A 22,020-nucleotide genomic window follows, 5' to 3' on the forward strand; every position below is an offset into this window, starting at 1 on the left:
TAGATATAAAAATCCTCTTAAAAAGATTACTTCTAAAGAGGATTTTGTATCCATTAAATTTCCAGATATTTTAACTGAATTCCGTCTTCTGTCTTCCATTCCAAAGGGCCGCTTGCCGATCTGGCTAATATGACTTCTACTGCTCTTGAAGATAAATTGAAACTATAATCTTTGTAACTGTTTTATGCACATCTATTCCCGCAGGCAAATATAGTTTCATATCTATGATACTATCAAAGATAATAATTTATGTAAAAAATAAATACTAAAGTGTATTGAATACTACCAAAATCTACTGATTTAAATCCACCATCATAACCCGTCTGCACATCCACCTCCTCAACCTCCACACCGGCAAATACACAAAAATCACAGACAAAACTCCCGCTAAAACTCCCACTACCACAGCCATCGCCGCACCATCCAGCTTATAATCCTTTGATAAATTAACCTGTCCCAAAAACAACAAACTCAGCACGAATAAACCGGTAACCAAACCATACAAAATACTCAGTCTGGTCATTAACTTTTTAATATTCAGCTGTTCATCTATGGTAAATTCTATGGCTTCCTGGTTGGCAGCATCGCTAACTCTTTTGATGATATCAATCGTGAGGACTACCGGAAGAAAGATCGCCATAGGCAGGGTAAGGCGGGCCAGATTTTGTTCTCCGGCGAAGAAATGGGTGTAGCCTAACTCTTTGAAGCTGGCATAAGCAATGATGAAATTAAAAAATACGTTGGGTAAGACATAATACATCGTGCGCTTTAATAAAAAGCGTTTCAGGGTGGTTTTCCTGAGTTTTTTAGGTTGTGGCGATTTTATTTTCAATTTCATACGGGTTGCATCAGGAATTCAAGGGCTTTATCTTTAATTGCTGTGGCTTCTGCTTTAGGAAGGAAGTCTTCATGTGAGATGAACATAAAATCCATCTTTTGGTTGAAGGTAGTGGTCACCAGTGTTGTTGAGTTCAGCCAAGGAAAGGCCACTGTCGGACTATAGATGGTTTCTACTTTAAAATGGTTATAATCAGCCGGAATATTGAGTTTTCCCATGTTGGATAAGGTAACATCATGTCCTCCCCTGCCCGATTTCAGCAGGCTGATCATGCGCTCAACAATCGGATGCATCTGTTCACCCATCCACAGTAACTCGCGGGCCTGTGTCTTTTCTATTTTCAAAGCCAGCTGTTCTTTGATCCGCTTAGCATTCTGCATCACGTCCCGGCTTCCTTTTTTAATCGAAAGTTCAACAGTAGGAGCAAATGCAAATACATGATCCTGTTTGATCTCCGGAATAAAATGGCGCACATCCACAGGACTGATCACCTTTCCCTTAGCCTTACTCCCCTGCTTCTCCTGAAAAGCCTGCATAAAAGAAGCACATAACAGGGAATGTATAGAAATCCCCTGAGATTTACACATTTTTGTGATCTGTGAAGTGGCTTCAGCATTCATTTTCCAGTGAATAACATAATTTTTTCCGAGATTTCTTATTTTACTTTTCCGCTGCATCAGGAAAAACAGCTTAGCCATCAGCAGGTAAAATCTGGCATTTCGTTTCTTCTTTTTCAGGTCAAAATCCGGAGGCAGGAAATCATCGGCTGAGCTGAAAACTTCATAAGGCTGAAGTTCAGAAGAAGGATTATCCAACAGTTCCAGAAGTTCCCGCATCAGCGTGACCAGAGATCCTCCATCACCGATGCAGTGAGGCATTACCCAAAGAATTTCGGAAATATCTTCCCCTTTTACCCACACGACTTGGGCTAATGGCTTCTTTTCATCGTTAAACAGACGAAACCATTCTTTCTCTGATTCTTTCATCCAGTCGTCATCTGTATGTCTTTCAACAATACGGATAGGAATCGGTTCCATTTCCTTTTCTTCTGTGTAAATGGGATATACTTCCGTTTTATAATCAATACGCATTCTTAGCAGAGGATGCTTCTGCTGGATTTTCGCCAGGGCCGTTGCAAAGTTCCCCTCAGCAATTCTGCCATTGATCTTTGCTGTAAATATACAGTTGACAGGTGTTTCAGGATCAACATACATGATCCTTTCCGCCATCATTAATCTTCGTTTCATCATGATACAGTATTGTATTCCATTTCTTTTTTAACAGTCCGAATAACCTCATCACGGATGGCCAGAGCCTCGATATAAGGCAGATAGCCTTCACTTCCTACAAAGGAAAAATCCATCTCACCCCGGAAAGTTGAAACTACCATAGTCGTTGTATTTCCCAACGGACCAATTACAGAAGGGCTGAAAATGGTATCCAGGGTAAATGCTTTATATTCATACGGAATCTGAATCCGCCCCAGATTGGAAAACATACAGTCGTTGGACGATTTCCCATTCTTCAGGAGTTTCGTAAAGTTCTTCAGTGCATCGTGTCCGGATTCCATAACCATCATCGTGATATAAGGATTTAGTTTAGAGGTTTTAAGTTCCACCGCCTTCTGCATCACAGGTAAATTATCGGAAAAACTCAATTTTTCATTCGCGGAAACCACAATCATCAATCCAAAAGCGAAAATATGATCGTTTTTAATCTGCGGAGCAAACCTTCTGATGTCTACAGGACAGGAAACTTTATTGAAAGCTGCCGTTCCTTTTACCTTTTTGAAAGCCTGAAGTATTGCCGCACTTAAAAAAGTATTCACCGTAACATTTCTGGATTTACAATACTCCATAAATTCCCGGCTTTCTGTTGGATTTAGCTTCCAGTGGATCAGATAATCATTCTTTCTTTCAACGGCTTTTTTACTGACAGGAATGCATTTAATGGCCGTAGCAGCCAGTCTTCCGATGAATTTAGCTTTGAACTGCTGTTTTCTGCTGGCCAGCATAGACGCTGGCACTACATCTTCAATTCCCAGGATCGGATTTTCGGTTCCGATGTCTGCGGAAGGGTCATCCAGCACTTTCAGGAACTCATACAGAAATGCCATGGCAGAACCTCCATCGCATAAACAATGATGAAACGCAAAAAGCATATCAGAAACCTCTTCTCCTTTAATCCACACAAAACGGATCAGGGGAAGTTTTTTATAATCAAAAGGTGTCTGCCATTCTTTTCTGGATTCCTCCTGCCATTGGTTATCTCCCTGGCGGGCCAGAATTCTTACCGGAATGGATACAGGATTTTCCGGAACATCAAACCAGGGCACATTTTTTTCATCATGACTGATTAATGCCCTGAGCCATGGATGCTTGTCCTGGATACGTTCCAGTGCCTGCCGGATCTCTTTCAATGTAAAACTTCCTCTCAGCCTGAAAGGGATCACCGCATTAAAAGGTTCCGTTCCGTCGCCCAGCAGCATACGTTCTCCAAATAACAATCTTCTTTTCATAGGCTCATATTGAAGCTAATTCCGCTTGTTCCTGTTGTACAAAATGTTCTAAAAGTTCTACTGCTTTATCATTACCACCAGCGGTAAGGAATGTGTTCTGAACTTCCTGAGCTGCTGTTCTGTATTCTGGGTTTTCTAACAGCTCAAAAACAGTTTCACGAAGGGCATCAACCCGCAGTCTCTTGTACCGGATACTTTTTCCGCAGCCAGCCTGTTCAATTAGCTTAGCAATATGGAAATGATCGTACGCAATAGGCGTGATCAACATTGGTAATCCGTTTCGGAAAGTATCATTTACCGTATTAAAGCCTCCATGGCAGATCACCATATCCATATGAGCCATCACTGCCGACTGCGGTACAAAACTGCTTACAATAAAATTATCCGGCCATTCTTCAAAAATCTCCGGCGGAGTAGCTGCCACAACGGTTACCGGCTGATCTGCAAATGCAGCGATGATCTTTTCAAAGAAAGCTTTTCTGATGTCTACCAGTAGTGTTCCCAGAGATACAAATATTTTCGGGGTGGTTGAAGCGTTCAGCTTTTCCCAATCGAAAGGGACATCATTCGGACGTCCTTTCACCGGACCTACAAATTTCATATGAGACGGAACGGTTTCAAAGCCTGCAAAAGCCTGTGAGGTAAATACCATATTGAGTTTGTGGGAATGGATATAAATGCCTTCCTCATGAATTCCGACTTCTTTTTGCAGGTCCTTAATCAGATTCTGCTGCCATTCCCAGATTTTAGGAGCATTTTTTTCGGTGTCCCCCATTACATCCGGCGGAACAGGTGTTGTTGTTACACAGGGGATGTTATTTTTATGAGCAAAAAGAGCTCCTCCGAAAGTAATGCAGTCATTCACAATAACATCAGGCATCCAGCTTTCTGTCAACCTGGCCAGGCCCGGCATCATCATTTTGGCAAACGGAACATAGGTTTCTTCCAGGGCCAGCTTCATAACTTCAGGACCGGAACATGAAGGTCCGTCGTCCTGCCTTTTTAAAATGCGCTGAAGCTCTTCCTGATACGGAATAAGTTCTTCTTCAGGATAGAAATACGATCCTCCTTCCGGAATGTGCTTACTGTCCAGCGGGGTAATTCCAAACCATTTTACTTCATGACCACGCGCAATCAGGCTGGCTCCCACACTTAAAGTAGGACTGATATGTCCGAAAAATGGGGGAACAACGAATAAAAATTTAGATGGTTTTTCAGGTTTTGAAGCCTTCGCCAGCGCCTGTTCCAATAAATCTGCCGCTGTTGCCGAACCTCCTGCTTCCACGAAAGACTGCCCTACTTTCCGGGCCGCTTCACGATAGCAAGGATTATTTAATATCTTCTGCACTGCTTCTCTCAGATGGTTGGCTTTAAAACGGTTGAAATTCAGACGTTCACCCGCTTCTGTACGCACTACCCTTCCGGCAACATGCGACTGGTCATAGGCAATCGGGATGACTACCAAAGGTATTCCGTTGGATAAAGCTTCAGAAACGGTATTGTGTCCGCCGTGGCAAACCACTCCGTCAAGATGAGGTAACAGATCCAATTGAGGAACCTGCCTGTACACCATGAAGTTATCAGGCCACTGCTCAAAAAGCTGCGGATCTGAAACCACTACAACCGTTAAGCTTTCATCTTTAAAAGCATCGATTACCTTCTGGAAAAATGCTTTTTTATGATCATGATCGAAAGTTGTTCCGATGCTTACCAGAATTTTTTTGCGGTCATTGCTTTTCAATTTTTCCCAATCAAATTCACATGAGATACGTCTTTCTGTAAGAACCGGGCCTGTGAATTGATATTGGGCAGGCAGATCTTCCATTTCACCAAAGAAATAATCAGAGGTTAAAACAAGTGTCAGCAGGTCTGAAGTCGCCAGAGAGCGTTGTTCGTGGAAGCCAAGCTCCTTTTGTAAATTGATAATCTGATTTACTTCCCATTCGTGCACTTTTGGAAGTTCATTCATGATTTTAATGGCTGCCGGAGCGGTAACGGAAGTAGCATAAGGGATTCCAAGAGCTTTCGCAGCAACAGGAGCGGCAAATAGCTGATGGTCACCAATAATCAAATCAGGCTGGTATGTTTTCAATAAAACGATCATTCCCTTATAGCAATGTCTGTTCAGCGGAATAAGGACTTCTTCATAAAGGAACTTAACACTGTCAATACCATACACTACTTTCTTCGAAATAATATCGAGATACTGTTCACTTTCTTTCTTTTCTTCGTCAGTCTGATCGTATTTGATCAGTAATAATTTTCCTCCTTCGGGAAGTTTTGCCTCTAAAGCAGGATCAAGGCTGATCCAGGCTACTTCATGTCCTCTTTCCAGCAGCGTGGCACCGATGCTTAAGGTAGGATTGACATGTCCTGTTAATGGTGGAACTATAAATGCAAATTTAGCCATGATTCTTCGTTAAAATATTAGATAGAAAATGAGCGATCGTTTCTGCTATGAGCTGAGGTTCCTGAATGGGAATATTGTGATCGCCGGGAATTAATTCAAGTTCGGATGAACCGATTTGAGACTGCAGCCATTCTCCTGTGGGTCTACAGTTGGAATCAGCACCATAAAGCAATAACGTGGAAGCTGTTAATCCATTGAAATCAGCTTCACCAAGAAAATGTTTTTCCCGGATCATATCTGCCTTGATGCTGGTCTGATTAAACAGGAATTCATACATACGATGGTTTTTTTCCATCTGTCTTTTACCCATCTGTACTTTGGTGGTATCTGTAAAGTTGGCAACATAATGTTCAAGGAATTCTTTGCTGTATTCATCAATGATGTTACGGGCTTTTTCGTCCTGGGGATCGGGAGCTTCCATCACGACCAACTGACTGATCCGCTCAGGATATTCCAATGCTGTTTTTAACGCAATAAGGCCTCCGAAACTGTAGCCGACAAGGTGTACTTTTTCCAGTTTAAGGTGATCTATTAAACCTATCAGATCAGATGACATGCTTTTCAGGTCGTAACCATCCAAAAAACGTTCACTCATACCGTGACTTTTCAGATCGTACATCACTACATGAAAATGCTTTGCCAGCACAGGGGCAATATTAAAATAATAAATGGACAGGTTGCTGAACATACCGTGGATCAGTACCACAGTTTGTTCAGCTCCCTTATTAAGTTCCTGAATATGAACTTCCTTATTGTTTACACTGATTATTGGCATTCGTAGATATAATTGATGATCATACTCAGGTCCAGATTAATCAGTTCGTCAAGATCCATAGAAGACAACCATCCGGTAAAATCAATCTGATCCCCGAAATGAGCTTTAATCTTTTTCAGAAAAAGAGACAATCTCTATACTGTCCATTTCAAGATCTTTGGCGAATGAACTTTCCGGAGTAATGTCCATTTCCTCTACAAATTCAGCACCGATTACTTCAGTAATAAAACCTTTTAAAAGGATAAAAAGTTCTTCGTGGTTCATTTTTAATGTTGCGTTTACAGTGTCCATCCGATAATATAATTTTGATGTTTAATAGTTTTGATTTCAATGTTATTGATCCACAGGTGATCGTCTTTTATAAGTTCGACTTCGAAGGCTTTAGGATTTCCTTTCAGTCCGGTTCCTAAGAACTTTCCGTAGGCTTCCTTAGCTACCCAGAACCGGGTGGTCCATTCTGCCTGGTCTCTGTCTTTTAACAGGGTTAATTCTTTGTCAGTAAATACCATATCGTAGAATCCTGAACTGCGTTCTTCCATCAGTTCCATATCAATACCTACCGATTTACCATATCTCGCTATACCTACGGCTTCTTTTCCTTTATGGGCTAAAGAAATATGAATATTCTCTGTAAAATCACTGATGAGATAAGGTTTCCCCGACTCATCGGAACGAATTTCAAAGGTAATCGGGAAGCAGGCATGATTTTTTTCCTGACGAAGAAGGTTTCTAACGGCATCTTTAACCGCTACACGGCTTACCATCCAGTTTTTCTTCCTGTTCGGTACTAATTGCTGATGATGTTGTTTTTCTGTTTGGTTAAAATATCTTTTCAGGATAAAATCCCATGAAGCCACTCTGGTATAGGCCTGGCGGAAAAAGAATACTTCAGGAGCAATCTCTTCCGAAAGGCGGTTGTACAGCGGCGACATGGAAACATTCCATAAAGCGGCATCAATTTCCAGTCTTCTGTTTTGCCAGCCGGTGATAGCGCACCATACTTTTCCGTCTCTTTTCAGGATAATATCGGCTATGGCAAACTCATCATTAAGTTCGGTCAGCATGCAGGTACATTCAAAAATACCTTCCTGATCGTGCATGTCACCGAAGAATTCAATATCTCTGATTTTCACCGGGAATGCAATACGGTCTTTCACTAAGGTAAGCTGTAACCAAAGTCCGAATAACTGTCCTGCATTATCCAATAGAGAACCTTTCCCTCCGTTTCCTTTTATTTTTCCAACAATCCCTTTGTCTCCAACGGCTGAAACTTCCGTAATTCCCTGGTATTTTTCTCCATGGAACATGTGCATGTCATAGATTTCCTCAGGGGTTCTTTCAATAGGCAAAAGATTACCGATGGAAAAATTAAAAGCAGGAACAGGAACAGATGATGATTTTAAGATCACCTCTGCATTGGCGAAGTTTTCAATATCCAGATAAGCATGGTTAGTTCCACGCCATTCCCCTTTTACCGTTTTTTCAAAAGGCCTGGCTACGTTCATCCACTGGAAAACACTTACATTCATGATTTTATGAACCTGAGTTCCGGGGATTTCGGCTTCTGCAATCTCTGCCAGCTGCTCAAAGATCATCGTCATCGGGATTACCGGTTCCATATCGGCTACATGAGCCCATCCTTTAGGCTGCCTCAATAAGCTGTGGTCGATCAGGTATGGATGACTTTCCAGCGTTACATACAAATCTTTAGAAAAGGTTGTACTTCTCGGTGTTTTTGGAGCAACTTGCTGTGCTACAGGCGCAGGTCGTTGAATAGTGATTTCCGGGCGGTTCTGGAATAAAGTCAGGACTTCTTCCTGCATACGGATCATATCGGCAACATTATCCTGGAATGCCTGTACCAGCGGATGTCCGCTTTTAGTGGTAATGACCGAACCTGCATATTGTTTTGGCACATCAAATGATTGAGCCAAAGCTTTAACTTCTTTAAAATCACGGATAATAGGCGAACCTAATTTCAGTTTAATGCCTTTGCCTGTTGATTTTTTTGAATGATTCTGAATGCTTAAAAAGTCAAGAGCAATGGTCTTACCTTCTACAAATAATGAGGCCACCACACGCTGTAACTGGGATAATGCGGAACGCACCGGAACACTGGAAGCAATCGTACTGAATGCTTTTCCTTTCAATGTATCATCAATAAACCCTATCAGACCACCGGTTCCCACCTGAATAAATACTCTTGCACCTTCTTCATATAATTTCTCCGTCAGCTCACGGAAGCGGACCGGTTCAACCAAATGTTCGGCACTCAATTTTCTGATGGCTGCCTGATCTGAGGGATAAGGCTCCAGAGTTGTAGCAGACCATAACGGGATTTTTGTCTTCTGAAACTGCGCTTTCTCCATTCCGGCAAGAATTACATCCAGTTTATCAGCGATAAAAGGAGAATGGAATCCGGACTGGAACGGCAGAATCTGATGAAATATCTGTTTTGATTTTAACAGGGGAACCAATTCATCCAGAGCTGTGTTGCTTCCGCAAAGAATCACCTGATTAGGGCAGTTATCGTTGGAAACATATAAGCTTTCAATCTCCGCAATAAAAGGTTTTACGACATCAATTCCTGCTCCGATAGCAATGAACTTAGAATCTTTTAATTCAAAGGTTTCCGGATTCAGGACGTCGATTAAAGCTTTTACAGAATTAGCTTCTGCCAGTTCTGATGAATATCCTGCCAGCCATTCTCCTAAACTATGTCCGGCATTCATGTCCGGGATAATTCCCAGTTTTTTTAATGAATTATCAAGGATGCTGCAATTGTTGAAGATGTTCAAAGCATCAGTTAAAAGGCCTTCTCCTTCGGTTTCTATAGGTGCTGTTAATCCGAAATACCGGCTCACACTTTCTACTTCTCCTTTCGCAAGACCGTCTAAGCCGGGAAACACAAAGGCTACTTTTCCTCCATCTTTTAGCAATGGTGCAGAAGTATACCAGATATCCTGCTTATTTTTCCAGATAAGATTCCTGGAAACAATTTTAATGGCTTTTTCTACTCTTGCAGGGGTTGGATCGAATATCGCTACTCTGAAATCACCTTCCCCTAACGTGGTATCATTATTTTGTAATGCAGAAAGCAGTTCTTCATGGGTGGGCCTTGCCAATATCAGTATATGATCTTTTTTAGGCATCTCATAGCTTTCAAGAACAACGTGTGCGTTAATTCCCCCAAATCCGAAAGCATTCACTGCTGCTACCTTTGGCAAACCTGTTTTTGACCAGCTCTTCGGCTCCTGTACAGGTTCAAAACGGGTCTTCTGCATATCTGCAACCGGATTTTCACAGTGTAATGTTGGGGGCAGTGTGTCATGATGCAGGGCAAGACAGGTTTTAATTAATCCTGCAATTCCTGCAGCAGGCATAGCATGACCGATATTTGATTTCACAGAGCCAATCCCTGCTGTCGGAACTTCTTCTTTCCCGAAGAACTGAGCCAGGGTCTGAAGTTCTGTTTTATCTCCAAGCGGAGTTCCGGTACCATGAGCTTCAAGGTAGCCTACTTTATTTTTATCTAAACCTGCATTCATCCAGGCCTGTTCCAAAGCTTTCAGCTGCCCTTTTACAGACGGACTCATCACACTGGTTCCGTTTCCGTCACTGCTTACACCTACTCCTTTAATGACCGCATAAATCTTATCCTGATCCCGGATTGCATCTTCCAGTCTTTTTAGAACCACAAAACCACAGCCTTCCCCAATCAGAAGCCCGTCTGCATCTTTACTGAACGGTTTGATCTGCTCCTGACGGGACATAGCTCCAAGCTGGGCAAAAATGCTCCAGAAAGCAGCATTTTGTCCGGTGTGTACGCCTCCCGCAATCATGATATCGGAGCGTCCCCGCTGAAGTTCCTGCACCGCATGGTCTACTGCAATCAGGGCACTTGCGCAGGCTGCATCTACAGTAAAGGCTACTCCTCCCAGATCAAAACGGTTGGCCACCAGCGAGGCCACGAGATTAGGAATTAATCCCATAGCCGTATCAGCGGCAAACCGTCCTTTCTTTTCCTGAAAGGCATATTTAACTTTTTCAATATCTTCTGATGAAACCTGAGGCAGCAATTCTTTCAGTAATGACGAAATCTGTTCTCCGGTTCTCACAATTTCAATGGCACGGGTAGCACCCGGCCCGGTATAGTTTCCTTTCCCAATGATAATTCCCGCCTTTTCAAGGGAAGCATTTTTTTGAAATATTCCGGCGTCCTCTAAAGCTTTCTGAACTAAATCAAGGGTCAGTAGATGATCGGGCTCTGTTCCTTCCACAGCAAGGGGTAAAATTCCAAAAGCGACAGGATCAAATTCATAATCAGGGATAAACCCTCCCCGTTTACAGTAGAAACGGTCAACCGGGCTGGTAGCATCGCTGAAATGAACAGGATCAATCCTGTCAGCAGGAACGGATTGGGTAGAATCTACTTTATTGATAATATTCTGCCAGAAAGTGTCGGCATCCTGTGCCCCGGGAAAGACACAGGATAAGCCGATTACAGCAACATCTGTTTGTTTCATATAAATTCTGTACAGAGGTTACCAGTTGTTTCCTGACATGATCAACACCTGACTTTCAGTTCCGTATCTGATCTCGTTAAGGAAGATTTCTTTCCCTTCATCCAACGGGATCATGGAAATGCCACGACGTTCATATTCTGATTCAAGAGTGGAAGAAACCATTCCGGCTCCTTTCCACGGGCCCCAGTTAATGGAAATTACTTTTCCTTTCAATCTTTTATTCAAAGCATTCGCGTAATCATCCAAAACACTATTGGCAGCCGCATAATCGGTCTGGCCTTTATTACCGTACACAGAAGCAATACTTGAGAATAATACGACAAACTGGCAATCTGTACGTAGTTGTTCTGCTAATACACGCAATGGTTTTACTTTGGTATCAAACACACGTCCGAATGAAGAAGTCGTCTTTTGCCTGAATAATTTATCTTCTAAAAGACCTGCACCGTGAATCACTCCGTCCAAACGATTGTATTTTTCATAAATACTGCTGATCAGGCTGCTTAATCCTTCTTCATCACAAAGGTCTAGGGATTTATAGACCATTGTATTTCCAAGCTTTTCCATATCTTGAATCGTACGCAGAATCTGATTATTTTTGAAGATTCTCACCGTTTCTTTTTCTATTTCAGCAGGAGAAGTGAATTTTCCGGATTTAATAAGTGAATTTCTTATTTCCTCTTTTGTTTTCATTCCTTCGAATTCTTTCAGAGCAAAAGCTTCATTTCTTGGATCTGCTGATCTGCCTACTAAAATATAAGTACATGGATAAGCCTGAGACATATGCTTCACCAATTCTGCGGTTATTCCCTGCGCTCCTCCTAGTACCAGCACTACTGATTTCTGATCCAGCTGAATGTGTGCTTCATTTAAACTTGTAGATAATGGTGAAGGAATAATGTTAACCTTATGTCTTTTTTCGTTTTTATAAATAACCTCAGCAGGTTTATCGTTGGTTAGTATTTCTGTTAACGTAATTTCAGCAATCTGATCCATCTCCTGCGGGGTATTCAGGCTGATCAGCCTGCAGGTTGTATTTTCAAATTCCCTTGCCAGACTTTTGAAGAGTCCCGGATATCCCTGATGATGACGTAAAACACTTACATCGGTAATTTCCTGAAGATGGGCAGGAATATCAGAAATCAGATATACCCATTTTACTTTATCAAAATCCAGTTTTTTAATGAGATCAACATGGTCAATAATGCTTGGCTTATCAGTGACTGAAAAAAGGTCTAACATGATTAACCCGTCAACATTTGAAAGATCTTTTTCTGTATCTGCCAATTCTACGATGGCTCCATGCTTTTCCAGTTCATTTTTGATCGCTGATGTTTGTCTGCTGTCATCCTGAGTGATGGCAAAACGTTTTCCTTTCAGAATTTCAGTACTCTGTACCAAGGAAACCTCTTCTGTAGGGGCAATGTCAAAACGAAGACGTGATAATCCATTATTGGCAGTTTCGGGTGTGGCTGTTTCCTTTACTTCGTTTTTCAGTTCCCTGGTTTCGCTGCTCATTTCACTGATCCAGCCAGCCAGGCCACGAAGAGTTTTAATGGCTGCCAGTTTTTCCATTACATCATCTGCCTGTTCAAGATTTTCACCAAAACCGATCTTATTTTTAAGGTCTGCAATGATCTCCATACGTTTGATAGAATCAATGCTAAGGTCTGCTTCCAGATCAAGATCAAGACCCAACATCTCTTTCGGATAGCCTGTTTTTTCACTTACGATATTAAGTATAGCATTTTGAAGGTCTTCCAGGGATAAAGCAGATTTTGCCTGTGGCTTTGAGGTTGCTTCAGCCGTGATTCCATTTTTTTCAGGAGTTGCTGTACCTGTTCCGGAAAATTCAGTAAGCCATGAAACCAATCCACTCAGGGTTTTAATTCCGGCCAACTGTTCCATTACCGTATCTTCATTGGTATTACCGTTAGCTAGTGTTCCCAATTCATTACGAAGTGTTCCGATGATTTCCACTCTTTTAATGGAATCGATACTCAAATCTGCTTCAAGATCCATTTCCATGCCCAGCATTTCCTGCGGATATCCTGTTTTCTCGCTTACTACCTGTAATAATAATGCTTTAATATCTCTTGTTGGCGCCGGTTTTACAGCAACCGCAGAAGCTGCCACCGCAACGGCTCTTTCCTGATGAACCGGCTGCACAGGAATCATACGTTCGGGAACCTGATTGGGTATTGGTACATTGTAAACAGGCATCGGAGCTCCCTGAGGATTCTGCCCCATAAAGGAGAGCATCACATCACGCTGTGCCTGTATCATTAATTTCATGCTGTTTAAATATTCCTGCAGCATGCGTTCAGCTGTAGACAAGCTTTCCGGTGCAGGGTTTTGTGTAGTATTGGTAGTAAAATTGTTCATGGGAATAGGATTTATAATAGGAAGGGCGCCATTAGCAGGCAATGAACCTGTTGACGGATGTGCGGCTTGTCCGTTCACACGCCAGACCGCAGGGCTTTTCCTGTACAGTTCAGGCTGGTTAATATTAATGAGCTGAACGAAACGGCCATCAAAAAGTTTCTCAATGTTGAAGCTGCGTCCGGTTCCTAAATATTGGGCCAGCATGCAAAGAAGATGGGTAAATTTATTACGGCTGTTATCTTCAACATATAAGGTCAGCTGATCTTTTTCAAGGCATGACTTAGTTAATCCTGTAAGGACTTTTCCAGGTCCTACCTCGATAAAGATTCTTGCACCATCGTTATACATCGCCTGCATCTGCTCTACGAATCTTACAGGCTGTACCAGATGCTCGGTTAATCTTTCTTTGATGGCTTCAGGCTCTGCCGGATATATTTCTGCAGTTGTATTGGACCATACAGGAATCTGCATTTCCCGGAAAGGAACGTTTTTTAATATGTCAGCATACAAATCTTTTGATTTTGCCAATAACGGACTGTGGAACGCACACGCTACTTCAAGTTTCTTCGCTGAAATACCTTCTTGTTTAAGGTCTTCCAGTAATTTATGGATAGCTTCTGTAGTTCCTGCAATAACGCATTGATTAGGTGCGTTGAAATTCACCGGATAACATCCTTCTGCTTTCGCAAGGAATGGCTGTAACCTTTGATGGGTAGCACTTACTGCCAGCATTGAACCCGGATCTCCTCCCTCTACTGAATTTAAAATAGACTGAGCTCTCTGAATACTTAAATCAACCAGCTGATCTTCTCCAAATGCACCTGAAAAACATAGAGCGGGCAATTCACCATAGCTATGACCGGCCAGCATATCCGGAATGATGCCCAATGATTCTAAGAATTTTGCCAATGCCAGATCAACAATTCCTAAAAGTGGCTGTGCCAGCCGGGTATCTTTAATGGTTTCTTTCTGCTGCTTTAAATCCGCTTCATTGAATGCTGCGGAAGGGAAAACTACTTTTTCAAGCTCCGGATATTTGTCAATAAGCTTACGCATTGCGGGAAACACTACAAACAGGTCACGGGCCATATTAATTCTCTGGCTTCCCTGTCCGGGAAATGTAAATGCTACTTTACCTTCTTTTTTATTAACGGTGAAGGTATCTTTAGTCTCTATTCCCAGCAATACCAATTCAAGCTTCATCATCAGATCTTCAGCGGTATCCGCAACAATACTGAACTGAATTGGTTTTTCTGAACTGATGCTTAAACTATAAGCGATATCTTTTAACGGAATCCCATCATTGATTTCCAGTAGAGCCTTGATCTGGCCAGACTGTCCTTTGGCTTCTTCATAGGTATCTCCACGGAACACGAATAATTCTGACGGCCACGACTGCATGGCAATGGAGTCATCCTGTTTCGGATGGTTGGCAATTACCGTGTGGAAATTGGTTCCTCCAAACCCAAAGGCACTGATTCCCGCATAGCGGTTCTTTTCAGTCCATAATCCCGTTTCTGCATGAAAAGAGAATGGACTGGTTTCCGGATTGTAGTAGGCATTTGGCTGGTGAAGGTGAAGTGTTGGCGGTTTTACACCATGATAAACGGAGAGAGAAGCTTTGATTAATCCTGCTAATCCCGCAGCACACTTCGTATGTCCTATCTGCGTTTTTACGGATCCTAAATGCGTCTGTCCCGGTAAAGCTCCTGAATAGCTGAACAGGTTGGTCAAAGCGCTAAGCTCTGTTCTGTCCCCCACTACGGTTCCTGTTCCGTGGGCTTCTACCAATCCGACTGCTGCAGGACTAATACCAGCTTGTGCATATGCACGCTCTAAAGCACGTACCTGTCCCACTTTTCGTGGAGCGGTAAGGCCCAGGGCTTTTCCGTCACTGGATCCTCCTACACCTTTAATGACTGAATAAATACGGTCGCCATCACGTACTGCATCTTCATATCTTTTTAAAACGAGGATCGCAACACCTTCTCCTAAGGCAATACCATCAGCTTCACTATCGAATGTTGCACATCTTCCTTTTCTGGAAAGGGCATGGGTACTGGAGAACATAAGGTAATCGTTGATTCCGTTATGCAAATCTGCACCTCCGGCAAGAACCATATCGGATTTTCCCAATACAAGCTCCTGACATGCCAGATCAATGGCTGCGAGAGAGGAAGCACAGGCAGCATCCACAGTAAAATTCCTTCCGCCAAGATCCAGACGATTGGTAATACGGCCTGCAATTACATTAGCCAGAATACCCGGGAAAGAGTCTTCTGTGGTATGTGGGAAAGCTTCTTTTACTTCTTCATGAAGCTCTCCGAAAACCTGTTTATAATAACCTCTGAAACTATAGCTGTTGGCAAGGTCATTTCCCCCTTCAGCACCAATAATTACAGAAATATTTTCTCTGTTGATGTGTTTTTCTCCATAACCTGCATCTTCCATTGCCCGTTTGGCAACCAGTAGAGTCAGCAATTGTGTAGGTTCAATAGCGGCAAGAGACTGTGGCGGAATTCCGAATGCCAGCGGATCGAAATCTATTTTAGGAATAAATCCTCCCCATTTGGAATGGGATACGTCCGGGCCTTCTGAATCCGGATGATAATAAAGATCTTTATTCCATCTTTCATCAGGAACTTCTGTTACACTGTCTTTTCCAAGAATGATATTACGCCAGTATTCCTGAAGGTTTCTGGCTCCGGGAAAGATACATTCCATTCCGATAACGGCAATGTCCAGCGGCTTTTCGCCCGATACCGGTCTTTCCGGAAGTTCAGCGTTGCTGATATATTCGTAGTTTCTGATACTTACTTCGTGGTGAAGGGCATCAAGAGAGATCACACGGTCATGCATTGTAGCTACCTGCCCGATCATATACATTCCCAGATCAAGCTGATCATTTTTAGGAATATTCACTAATTGATCTCCCTGGCGTTCTACGCCTTTGGCAGCAATTCTCAGACGGCCTACGTTTAATTTTTCAAGCTGTTCCCAGACTTCTTTTTTATCTGTTCCGGCAGCCAGCAGTTTTGCTTTTTCTGCGTTAAAGTGATGAGAAAAAGCCGTATTCAGGCAACGTGTTTCGTGTCCCGGTGCCGTTTCCAGCAGAACGGTATCTTTTGCCTGCATAGCCTGCAATTGGAATTCTTCCTGGATAGCTCCTGTAAGTACAGCTTCCTTTGTGTAGAGATATGCAGTTCCCATCAATACGCCTACTTTTACGCCTCTTGCGGCTAACGGAGCCGCCATTACAGAAACGAAAGCCGCTGAAAGGGCATTATGGATTCCCCCTGCAAAAAATACACTGATCTTTTCAGGATTTTCTTCTTTTAAAATACGTTCGATCTGTTTTTCCCAAAGCACCATGCTTGAAAGCGGGCCTACATGGCCACCACACTCTCTTCCTTCAAATATAAAGTGAGCTGCTCCTTCTTTTAAGAAAATATCCAGCAATGCAGGAGAAGGAACATGAAGAAATGCTGTGATCCCTGCTTTTTCAAATATTTTAGCCTGGGCGGGTCTTCCTCCGGCAATTAAAACTACAGGTGGTTTTGCTTCCAGTATATAGGAGGTCTGCTCTTCCCTGAGTTCCTGAGGTGCAAATCCTAAGATCCCTACTCCCCATGTTTTTTCTCCGGCCAGTTTTTTGGTTTCCATCACCAGAGATTTTGCAGCCTGCCCCTTCAGTAAAGACAGGGCAACAAATGGTAAAGCTCCTGCTTCTGCTACAGCATCAGCAAATAAAGGGACATCACTTACACGGGTCATAGGTCCCTGTGCAATAGGATAGCGCAGGTTGAACTGCTTTGCCATTCCGTTATTTTCGTCAATCACCTGAAGGGCTTTTGCCTGTTTCAGATGCCCGTACATTGCTTCTCTGAATCCGAAGACCAGTTTTTTCAGACTCCTGAAGTTTTCATACAGGTCTATGGCTAAGGAAATATCCTGACCCATCGGGATATAGCTACGATTAAGATCGAAACCGTTGAAATATTTTGTCAGTTCTTCAGCTGTAACATTTTCCGGAAGTGAAGGTGAATCAGGTCTTACCAACACCCGGTGATCGGCTATAATCCGGGTTTCTGTTCCGTTCAGTTTTGAGCAGAGGTCTTTGATATTCTGCGGCACATTGGTTTCCGGGAACAAAGCCAGCTGACTGTCCAGCACCACCCCTCTTGCTCCCAGAGCTTTTACTGCCGCTGCTGTATGAATTCCTATCCCTCCCTGTACCCAGACAGGAATAGTATTAATCTCTTTAATAACACGCTGAAACAAAACAAAGGTTGACTCATAGCCCACAAGTCCTGCCGCTTCATTTCCTTTAACAATAATTCCTTTTGCGCCTAATTCTTCTGCTTTCCTGGCTTCTTCGAGGCTGCTTATCTGGCAGATAACCGGCAGATTTGTAGCCACGTTTAAAGAAGCTCCACATGGCAGAATGGCAAATTTTACTTTTTTAGAAATCCGGAGGGATAAGAACCGATCGTCAACAAGACAAATACCATAAGAAGGCATATCGGTGTGATCCAGCTGATCCAGTGCTTCCTGAGCAGCAGCCAGCTCATATCCTAAGTTGAGAACAGGAAACGCACCCGCCTGATGCAATTTAGGCAAAAGACTGACATCTGGTTTTTCAAAGGGCGTTAATCCAATAATGGTTAAGTTTTTCATGCATCTATAGTATTGAAGTAATAAATTGGAAATTCCATATCACAATCCTGCTTTTTATTGGTGGTAAAAGCAGAAAATTATGACGGAATAAAAATAAATAAATTATATTATATTTTCAATCATAAATGATATTTGATAATAATTTTTTAATAATAAATTATTATTCAATCAAATAAAACTAAAATAAGACAATTCACATTATTATTCCTCGAAACAATAGGGCACAATCTTAGTATTATAATTATAAACAATTATAATTAACTATTATAAAGCAAATATAGAAATAAAAAACACAATATTTCAATAATAAGTGATTACTTTTTTCAATATTACAAAAATATAATATACTCAAAATAGGAGTTAAAACCGTGAAAAACTCAATAGTCAATTCAGGATGAAACAGATACGGATTTCATGTTTATTTTAAAAAAAAATCAAAACAGATCGGAAATTTCACTGCTGTTTTTGAAAATTTAATATGGTGAAAAATGGGATACAGGATGGAAATCGAAAGAAGAAGGACTGAAGTTTAAAATGGAGTGATAATATCGTAATTTCAGACAGTTATTATAGAATTCCAGAATCTGAGACTGAATGAAATTTTATGATTGCTGGTTCTGCGCCAGAATTAAATATAAACTTTTTATCGGCAGAATTTTATATTTTTTAATTGCTCTTATTCTGATATTCCTGAATGATCACCTATAACAGAGATTCGGTTACAACTTTCCATAATACGGATACTTTAATGATGTGTAAACTTACGAACTTTGCTCCAGTCTGTACCCGAAGCATATTGCTCAGGTAGTTCGGACTTAAATTCAGTTGATCTGCTATAAAATGAACGGTGGGAATGCCTTTGGCAGCAAGATTATCAGCTTCAAAATAATCATCGAGAAGAGCTTCCATTTTGGTCAGAAGATCATTGTTACTACTCAGCAGCACATCCAGAACCGGCTGATAGAAAAAGCCAAACAACTTTTGTCTACTACAAAGATGTCTGTTTCTGAAACTGCATATCATCTGGGATTTGAACATCCGCAGTCATTTCACCGTCTGTTTAAAAACCGTACTGCTGTTTCGCCTTTGGAGTTCCGGGCTTCATTTAACTGAAGCGGTTTCATCTTCTGACTTACGTTGTTTTAAATAGAAATTTTTATGGTTCTTGAAAATTTTATCAGATTTAGCATTTTTTTTAAGCTCAGTCAAAAAAAGAACTTAAAATATGCTCAGATTATATTGTTTCACCAGATCCAGGATCATATGATACCCTGCGAGTGAGTTTCCATGCTGATCCAATGAAGGACTGAATACCCCGATTCCCATTTTTCCGGGAACACTTACGGTAATTCCTCCGCCAACACCGGATTTACTTGGAAGGCCAACAGTTCGGGCATATTCTCCGCTGAATTCATACATCCCGGCAATCAGCATCTGTGATTCTATCAATTTAGCTGTCTCAGCATTCTTGTAGGTAGAGTCTCCGTCGAAACGGGTACACTGATTGGCAAAGAAATATCCGATTTTAGCCAGGTCTTCTGCTGTCAGCTCAATGGAACATTGCTTGAAATAGTTATCCAGCTGATCTTCATTTCCTGAGATCAGTCCGTTATTTTTCATCAGGTAAAACATTCCCCGGTTCCGGTGGCCGGTAGATTTTTCTGATTCATAAACGGATTTACTGTAATCAACTGATGGTTTTTTTGTAATATAACGTACCATATCCAGTACTTTAAGGAAAGGTTTTTCTCCATCTCCTGAGATCAGGGAAACAGTAAGGATAGCCCCAGCATTCATCATCGGATTAAGCGGCTTTCCGGTTGTTTCCAGATTGGAAAAATGGTTAAAAGGCTTATCAGACCCAAAATATCCCATTTTGCTGAATACATCAGCCTCTCCCCTTTCATTTACTGCAATCATCAGGGCAATAATCTTAGAAATGCTCTGCATGGTAAATTTCTTGTGAACATCTCCTACATTCAACACTTTTCCGTTTTTATCCACTACTGAAAAAGCAATGGCTTTGGCATCCATTTTCCCCAGCTCAGGAATATAATCAGCTACTTTACCCTGAGTATAATACGTTCTGTTTTTTTCTAAAATACTGTTCAATGCTTTTTCTGAAACTACCGGAATGTCCACCGTTTTCTGGGCATAAACCATTGTGTTGAAAGACAGAAAAGCTGCTATAAAAATTCCTTTTGCTGAAAACAGAATGCTATTTTTTTTCATGTAGAATATTTTCAATTACCTGTTGGAATGAGTTCCGGAACAAAGATAAAATATTTTGGATTGTGGAGGTTATTCTTTGTAGCATCAGATTAATAAAAAAATATTTTTCCATCCTGACACACTGCTGTCATTACTCCTGTTTAATTTTACATCGTCAGCAAAATGAAATCAGCATGCAAACACTAAAAGAAAGACCTACCGTATATGTAAGCACAAAGGCAGAATGGCGCCAGTGGCTGCAGGAGAATCATCAGACGGAAACATCTATATGGCTGGTCTGCAACACCAAAAAATCGGGCTTACCCAGCATCAGCTGGAGTGAACTGGTTGATGAAGCCCTTTGTTTTGGGTGGATCGACAGTACCCGGAAAACAATTGACGAATATTCTTTTGTACAATTGTTCAGCAAACGGAAACCCAACAGCACATGGTCAAAAATCAATAAGGAGAAAGTAAAGAAACTGATTGACAGCCAAATGATGACAGAGGCTGGCTATGAAACCATTAAAACAGCAAAACAAAATGGTTCGTGGACTCTCTTAGACAGCGTTGAGAAACTTGATATACCTCAAGACCTTAACGAAGCCTTTGAAAATTACAGCGGTTCACGGGATTATTTTATGAGCCTGAGTAAATCTATAAAAAAGATGCTGCTTCAATGGATTGTTCTTGCCAAACGACCGGAAACCAGGAAGAAACGTATTGATGAAATTGCAGAACTCGCAGCCCAGGGAAAGAAACCAAAGCAGTTTTGATTGCCCCCACAATAAAAATTGAAAGGCTGGAAGATGGAAGAGGGAGGTTGGAAGTTAATTTTAGTGATAAGCATTGAAAGCCTCCGTAAAATCAGATTACTTTAAAAGAGATAAAAACAAATTTGGCCTGGTTATCTTCTGTTCTATTCCTTATTTTTGCAAAGAATTTAAACGGCATAACAGTTTACTTTAAATATGGACGATCTATTTTCTAACAGCAATCAGATTGGGATAGTTTCCACTTTTTCCGAACTTGTCAACACCCATTTTCAGGGAAGTATGAATGCCATCTGCTGGCACAGAAATTTAGCCGGAGATTTTAAGGAAATTGTATCTAAACTTCAGCTAAAAGAGAATATTACAGAAGTCTCCTCCGAAGATCTTTTAACATTGCAGCTTTCAGAAGAAGGCCATATTGCCAGAGAAATTATTTTACATGATCTGCAGCTTTTAACAGATTTCGAAGCATCACCCTCTCTTAATTTACTAAAATGTTATGAACGGGATGAGGAATTCGATTTCATTTCAACAGATGTCTATTCCTTCCATGTAGACCGTTCTCCCATTGGAACGAATACTTTTTTATGCACCTATCACGGTACGGCAAGTGATATTTTACCTAATGATCAGGCAGAACAGAAAGTTATGGTACCGGAAATCAAGGAAAAGCTTAAAGAGCTCCACGACGGTCCGGAAGCAGAATTTGAAAATTTCCTGAAAGACTGTTACTTTGACCTTCATTACCAGCCAAAGCCCAATGCAAAACCTGTCAATTTAGGGTTGGGACATTTGTGGCGTCTGGCAGTAGATCATCCGGACCAGGAAGTTTTACCCTGTATACACAGAGCGCCTGTTGAAAATAAAGGAGAATACCGGCTGCTTTTGATCTGTTAAACCTTTTAAG

Annotated in this window: 11 protein-coding genes and 2 pseudogenes; 3 read left to right on the forward strand and 10 right to left on the reverse strand. The window is 41.6% G+C overall.

Annotated features, from left to right (window positions below):
* Positions 1 to 53: 53 nt before the first annotated feature.
* The 9 genes and pseudogenes from AOB46_RS24080 to AOB46_RS02805 all read right to left on the reverse strand — a co-directional run.
* Positions 54 to 161: pseudogene (locus AOB46_RS24080) on the reverse strand (DUF4357 domain-containing protein); the annotation flags it as partial.
* 131 nt (positions 162 to 292) lie between these two features.
* Positions 293 to 838, reverse strand: coding sequence for a hypothetical protein (locus AOB46_RS02770; protein WP_062696503.1), 546 nt, complete (start codon positions 836 to 838; stop codon positions 293 to 295).
* Positions 835 to 2,088 (reverse strand): condensation domain-containing protein, encoded by a 1,254-nt coding sequence (locus AOB46_RS02775; protein WP_082376998.1) that lies wholly within the window; start codon positions 2,086 to 2,088, stop codon positions 835 to 837. Before AOB46_RS02775 ends, AOB46_RS02770 begins: the two co-directional genes overlap by 4 nt.
* A complete protein-coding gene (locus AOB46_RS02780; RefSeq protein WP_062696505.1) occupies positions 2,085 to 3,356 on the reverse strand; it encodes a condensation domain-containing protein in 1,272 nt (423 codons plus the stop codon). Before AOB46_RS02780 ends, AOB46_RS02775 begins: the two co-directional genes overlap by 4 nt.
* Before the next feature lie 4 nt (positions 3,357 to 3,360).
* Positions 3,361 to 5,766 carry a glycosyltransferase gene (locus AOB46_RS02785; RefSeq protein ID WP_062696506.1) on the reverse strand — a complete coding sequence of 802 codons (2,406 nt, stop codon included), beginning with the start codon at positions 5,764 to 5,766 and terminating at the stop codon, positions 3,361 to 3,363.
* Positions 5,759 to 6,541 carry an alpha/beta fold hydrolase gene (locus AOB46_RS02790; protein ID WP_062696507.1) on the reverse strand — a complete coding sequence of 261 codons (783 nt, stop codon included), beginning with the start codon at positions 6,539 to 6,541 and terminating at the stop codon, positions 5,759 to 5,761. Before AOB46_RS02790 ends, AOB46_RS02785 begins: the two co-directional genes overlap by 8 nt.
* A 105-nt stretch (positions 6,542 to 6,646) precedes the next feature.
* A complete protein-coding gene (locus AOB46_RS23780) occupies positions 6,647 to 6,832 on the reverse strand; it encodes a hypothetical protein (protein WP_241489149.1) in 186 nt (61 codons plus the stop codon).
* Entirely contained in the window at positions 6,820 to 11,067 is a 4,248-nt protein-coding gene (locus AOB46_RS02800) for a type I polyketide synthase (protein ID WP_062696508.1), read from the reverse strand. The genes AOB46_RS23780 and AOB46_RS02800 overlap by 13 nt, the downstream gene beginning before the upstream one ends.
* 18 nt (positions 11,068 to 11,085) lie before the next feature.
* Entirely contained in the window at positions 11,086 to 18,018 is a 6,933-nt protein-coding gene (locus AOB46_RS02805) for an SDR family NAD(P)-dependent oxidoreductase (protein ID WP_410470262.1), read from the reverse strand.
* Between the two features lie 1,041 nt (positions 18,019 to 19,059).
* Here AOB46_RS02805 and AOB46_RS22850 point away from each other — a divergent pair.
* Positions 19,060 to 19,242, forward strand: a pseudogene (locus tag AOB46_RS22850) (helix-turn-helix domain-containing protein); the annotation flags it as partial.
* A gap of 105 nt (positions 19,243 to 19,347) precedes the next feature.
* On the opposite strand, the gene glsA reads toward AOB46_RS22850, so the two are convergent.
* Positions 19,348 to 20,361 (reverse strand): glutaminase A, encoded by a 1,014-nt coding sequence (gene glsA / locus AOB46_RS02815; protein ID WP_062696511.1) that lies wholly within the window; start codon positions 20,359 to 20,361, stop codon positions 19,348 to 19,350.
* A gap of 173 nt (positions 20,362 to 20,534) precedes the next feature.
* Between glsA and AOB46_RS02820 the strand changes: the two genes are divergently transcribed.
* Positions 20,535 to 21,116: a YdeI/OmpD-associated family protein gene (locus AOB46_RS02820; RefSeq protein WP_062696512.1), complete on the forward strand. Its 582-nt coding sequence runs from the start codon at positions 20,535 to 20,537 to the stop codon at positions 21,114 to 21,116.
* A gap of 195 nt (positions 21,117 to 21,311) precedes the next feature.
* A complete protein-coding gene (locus AOB46_RS02825) occupies positions 21,312 to 22,010 on the forward strand; it encodes a DUF1826 domain-containing protein (RefSeq protein ID WP_062696513.1) in 699 nt (232 codons plus the stop codon).
* Positions 22,011 to 22,020: the final 10 nt, after the last annotated feature.

Source organism: Chryseobacterium indologenes (genome assembly GCF_001295265.1).
Classification (GTDB): Bacteria; Bacteroidota; Bacteroidia; order Flavobacteriales; family Weeksellaceae; genus Chryseobacterium; species Chryseobacterium indologenes_A.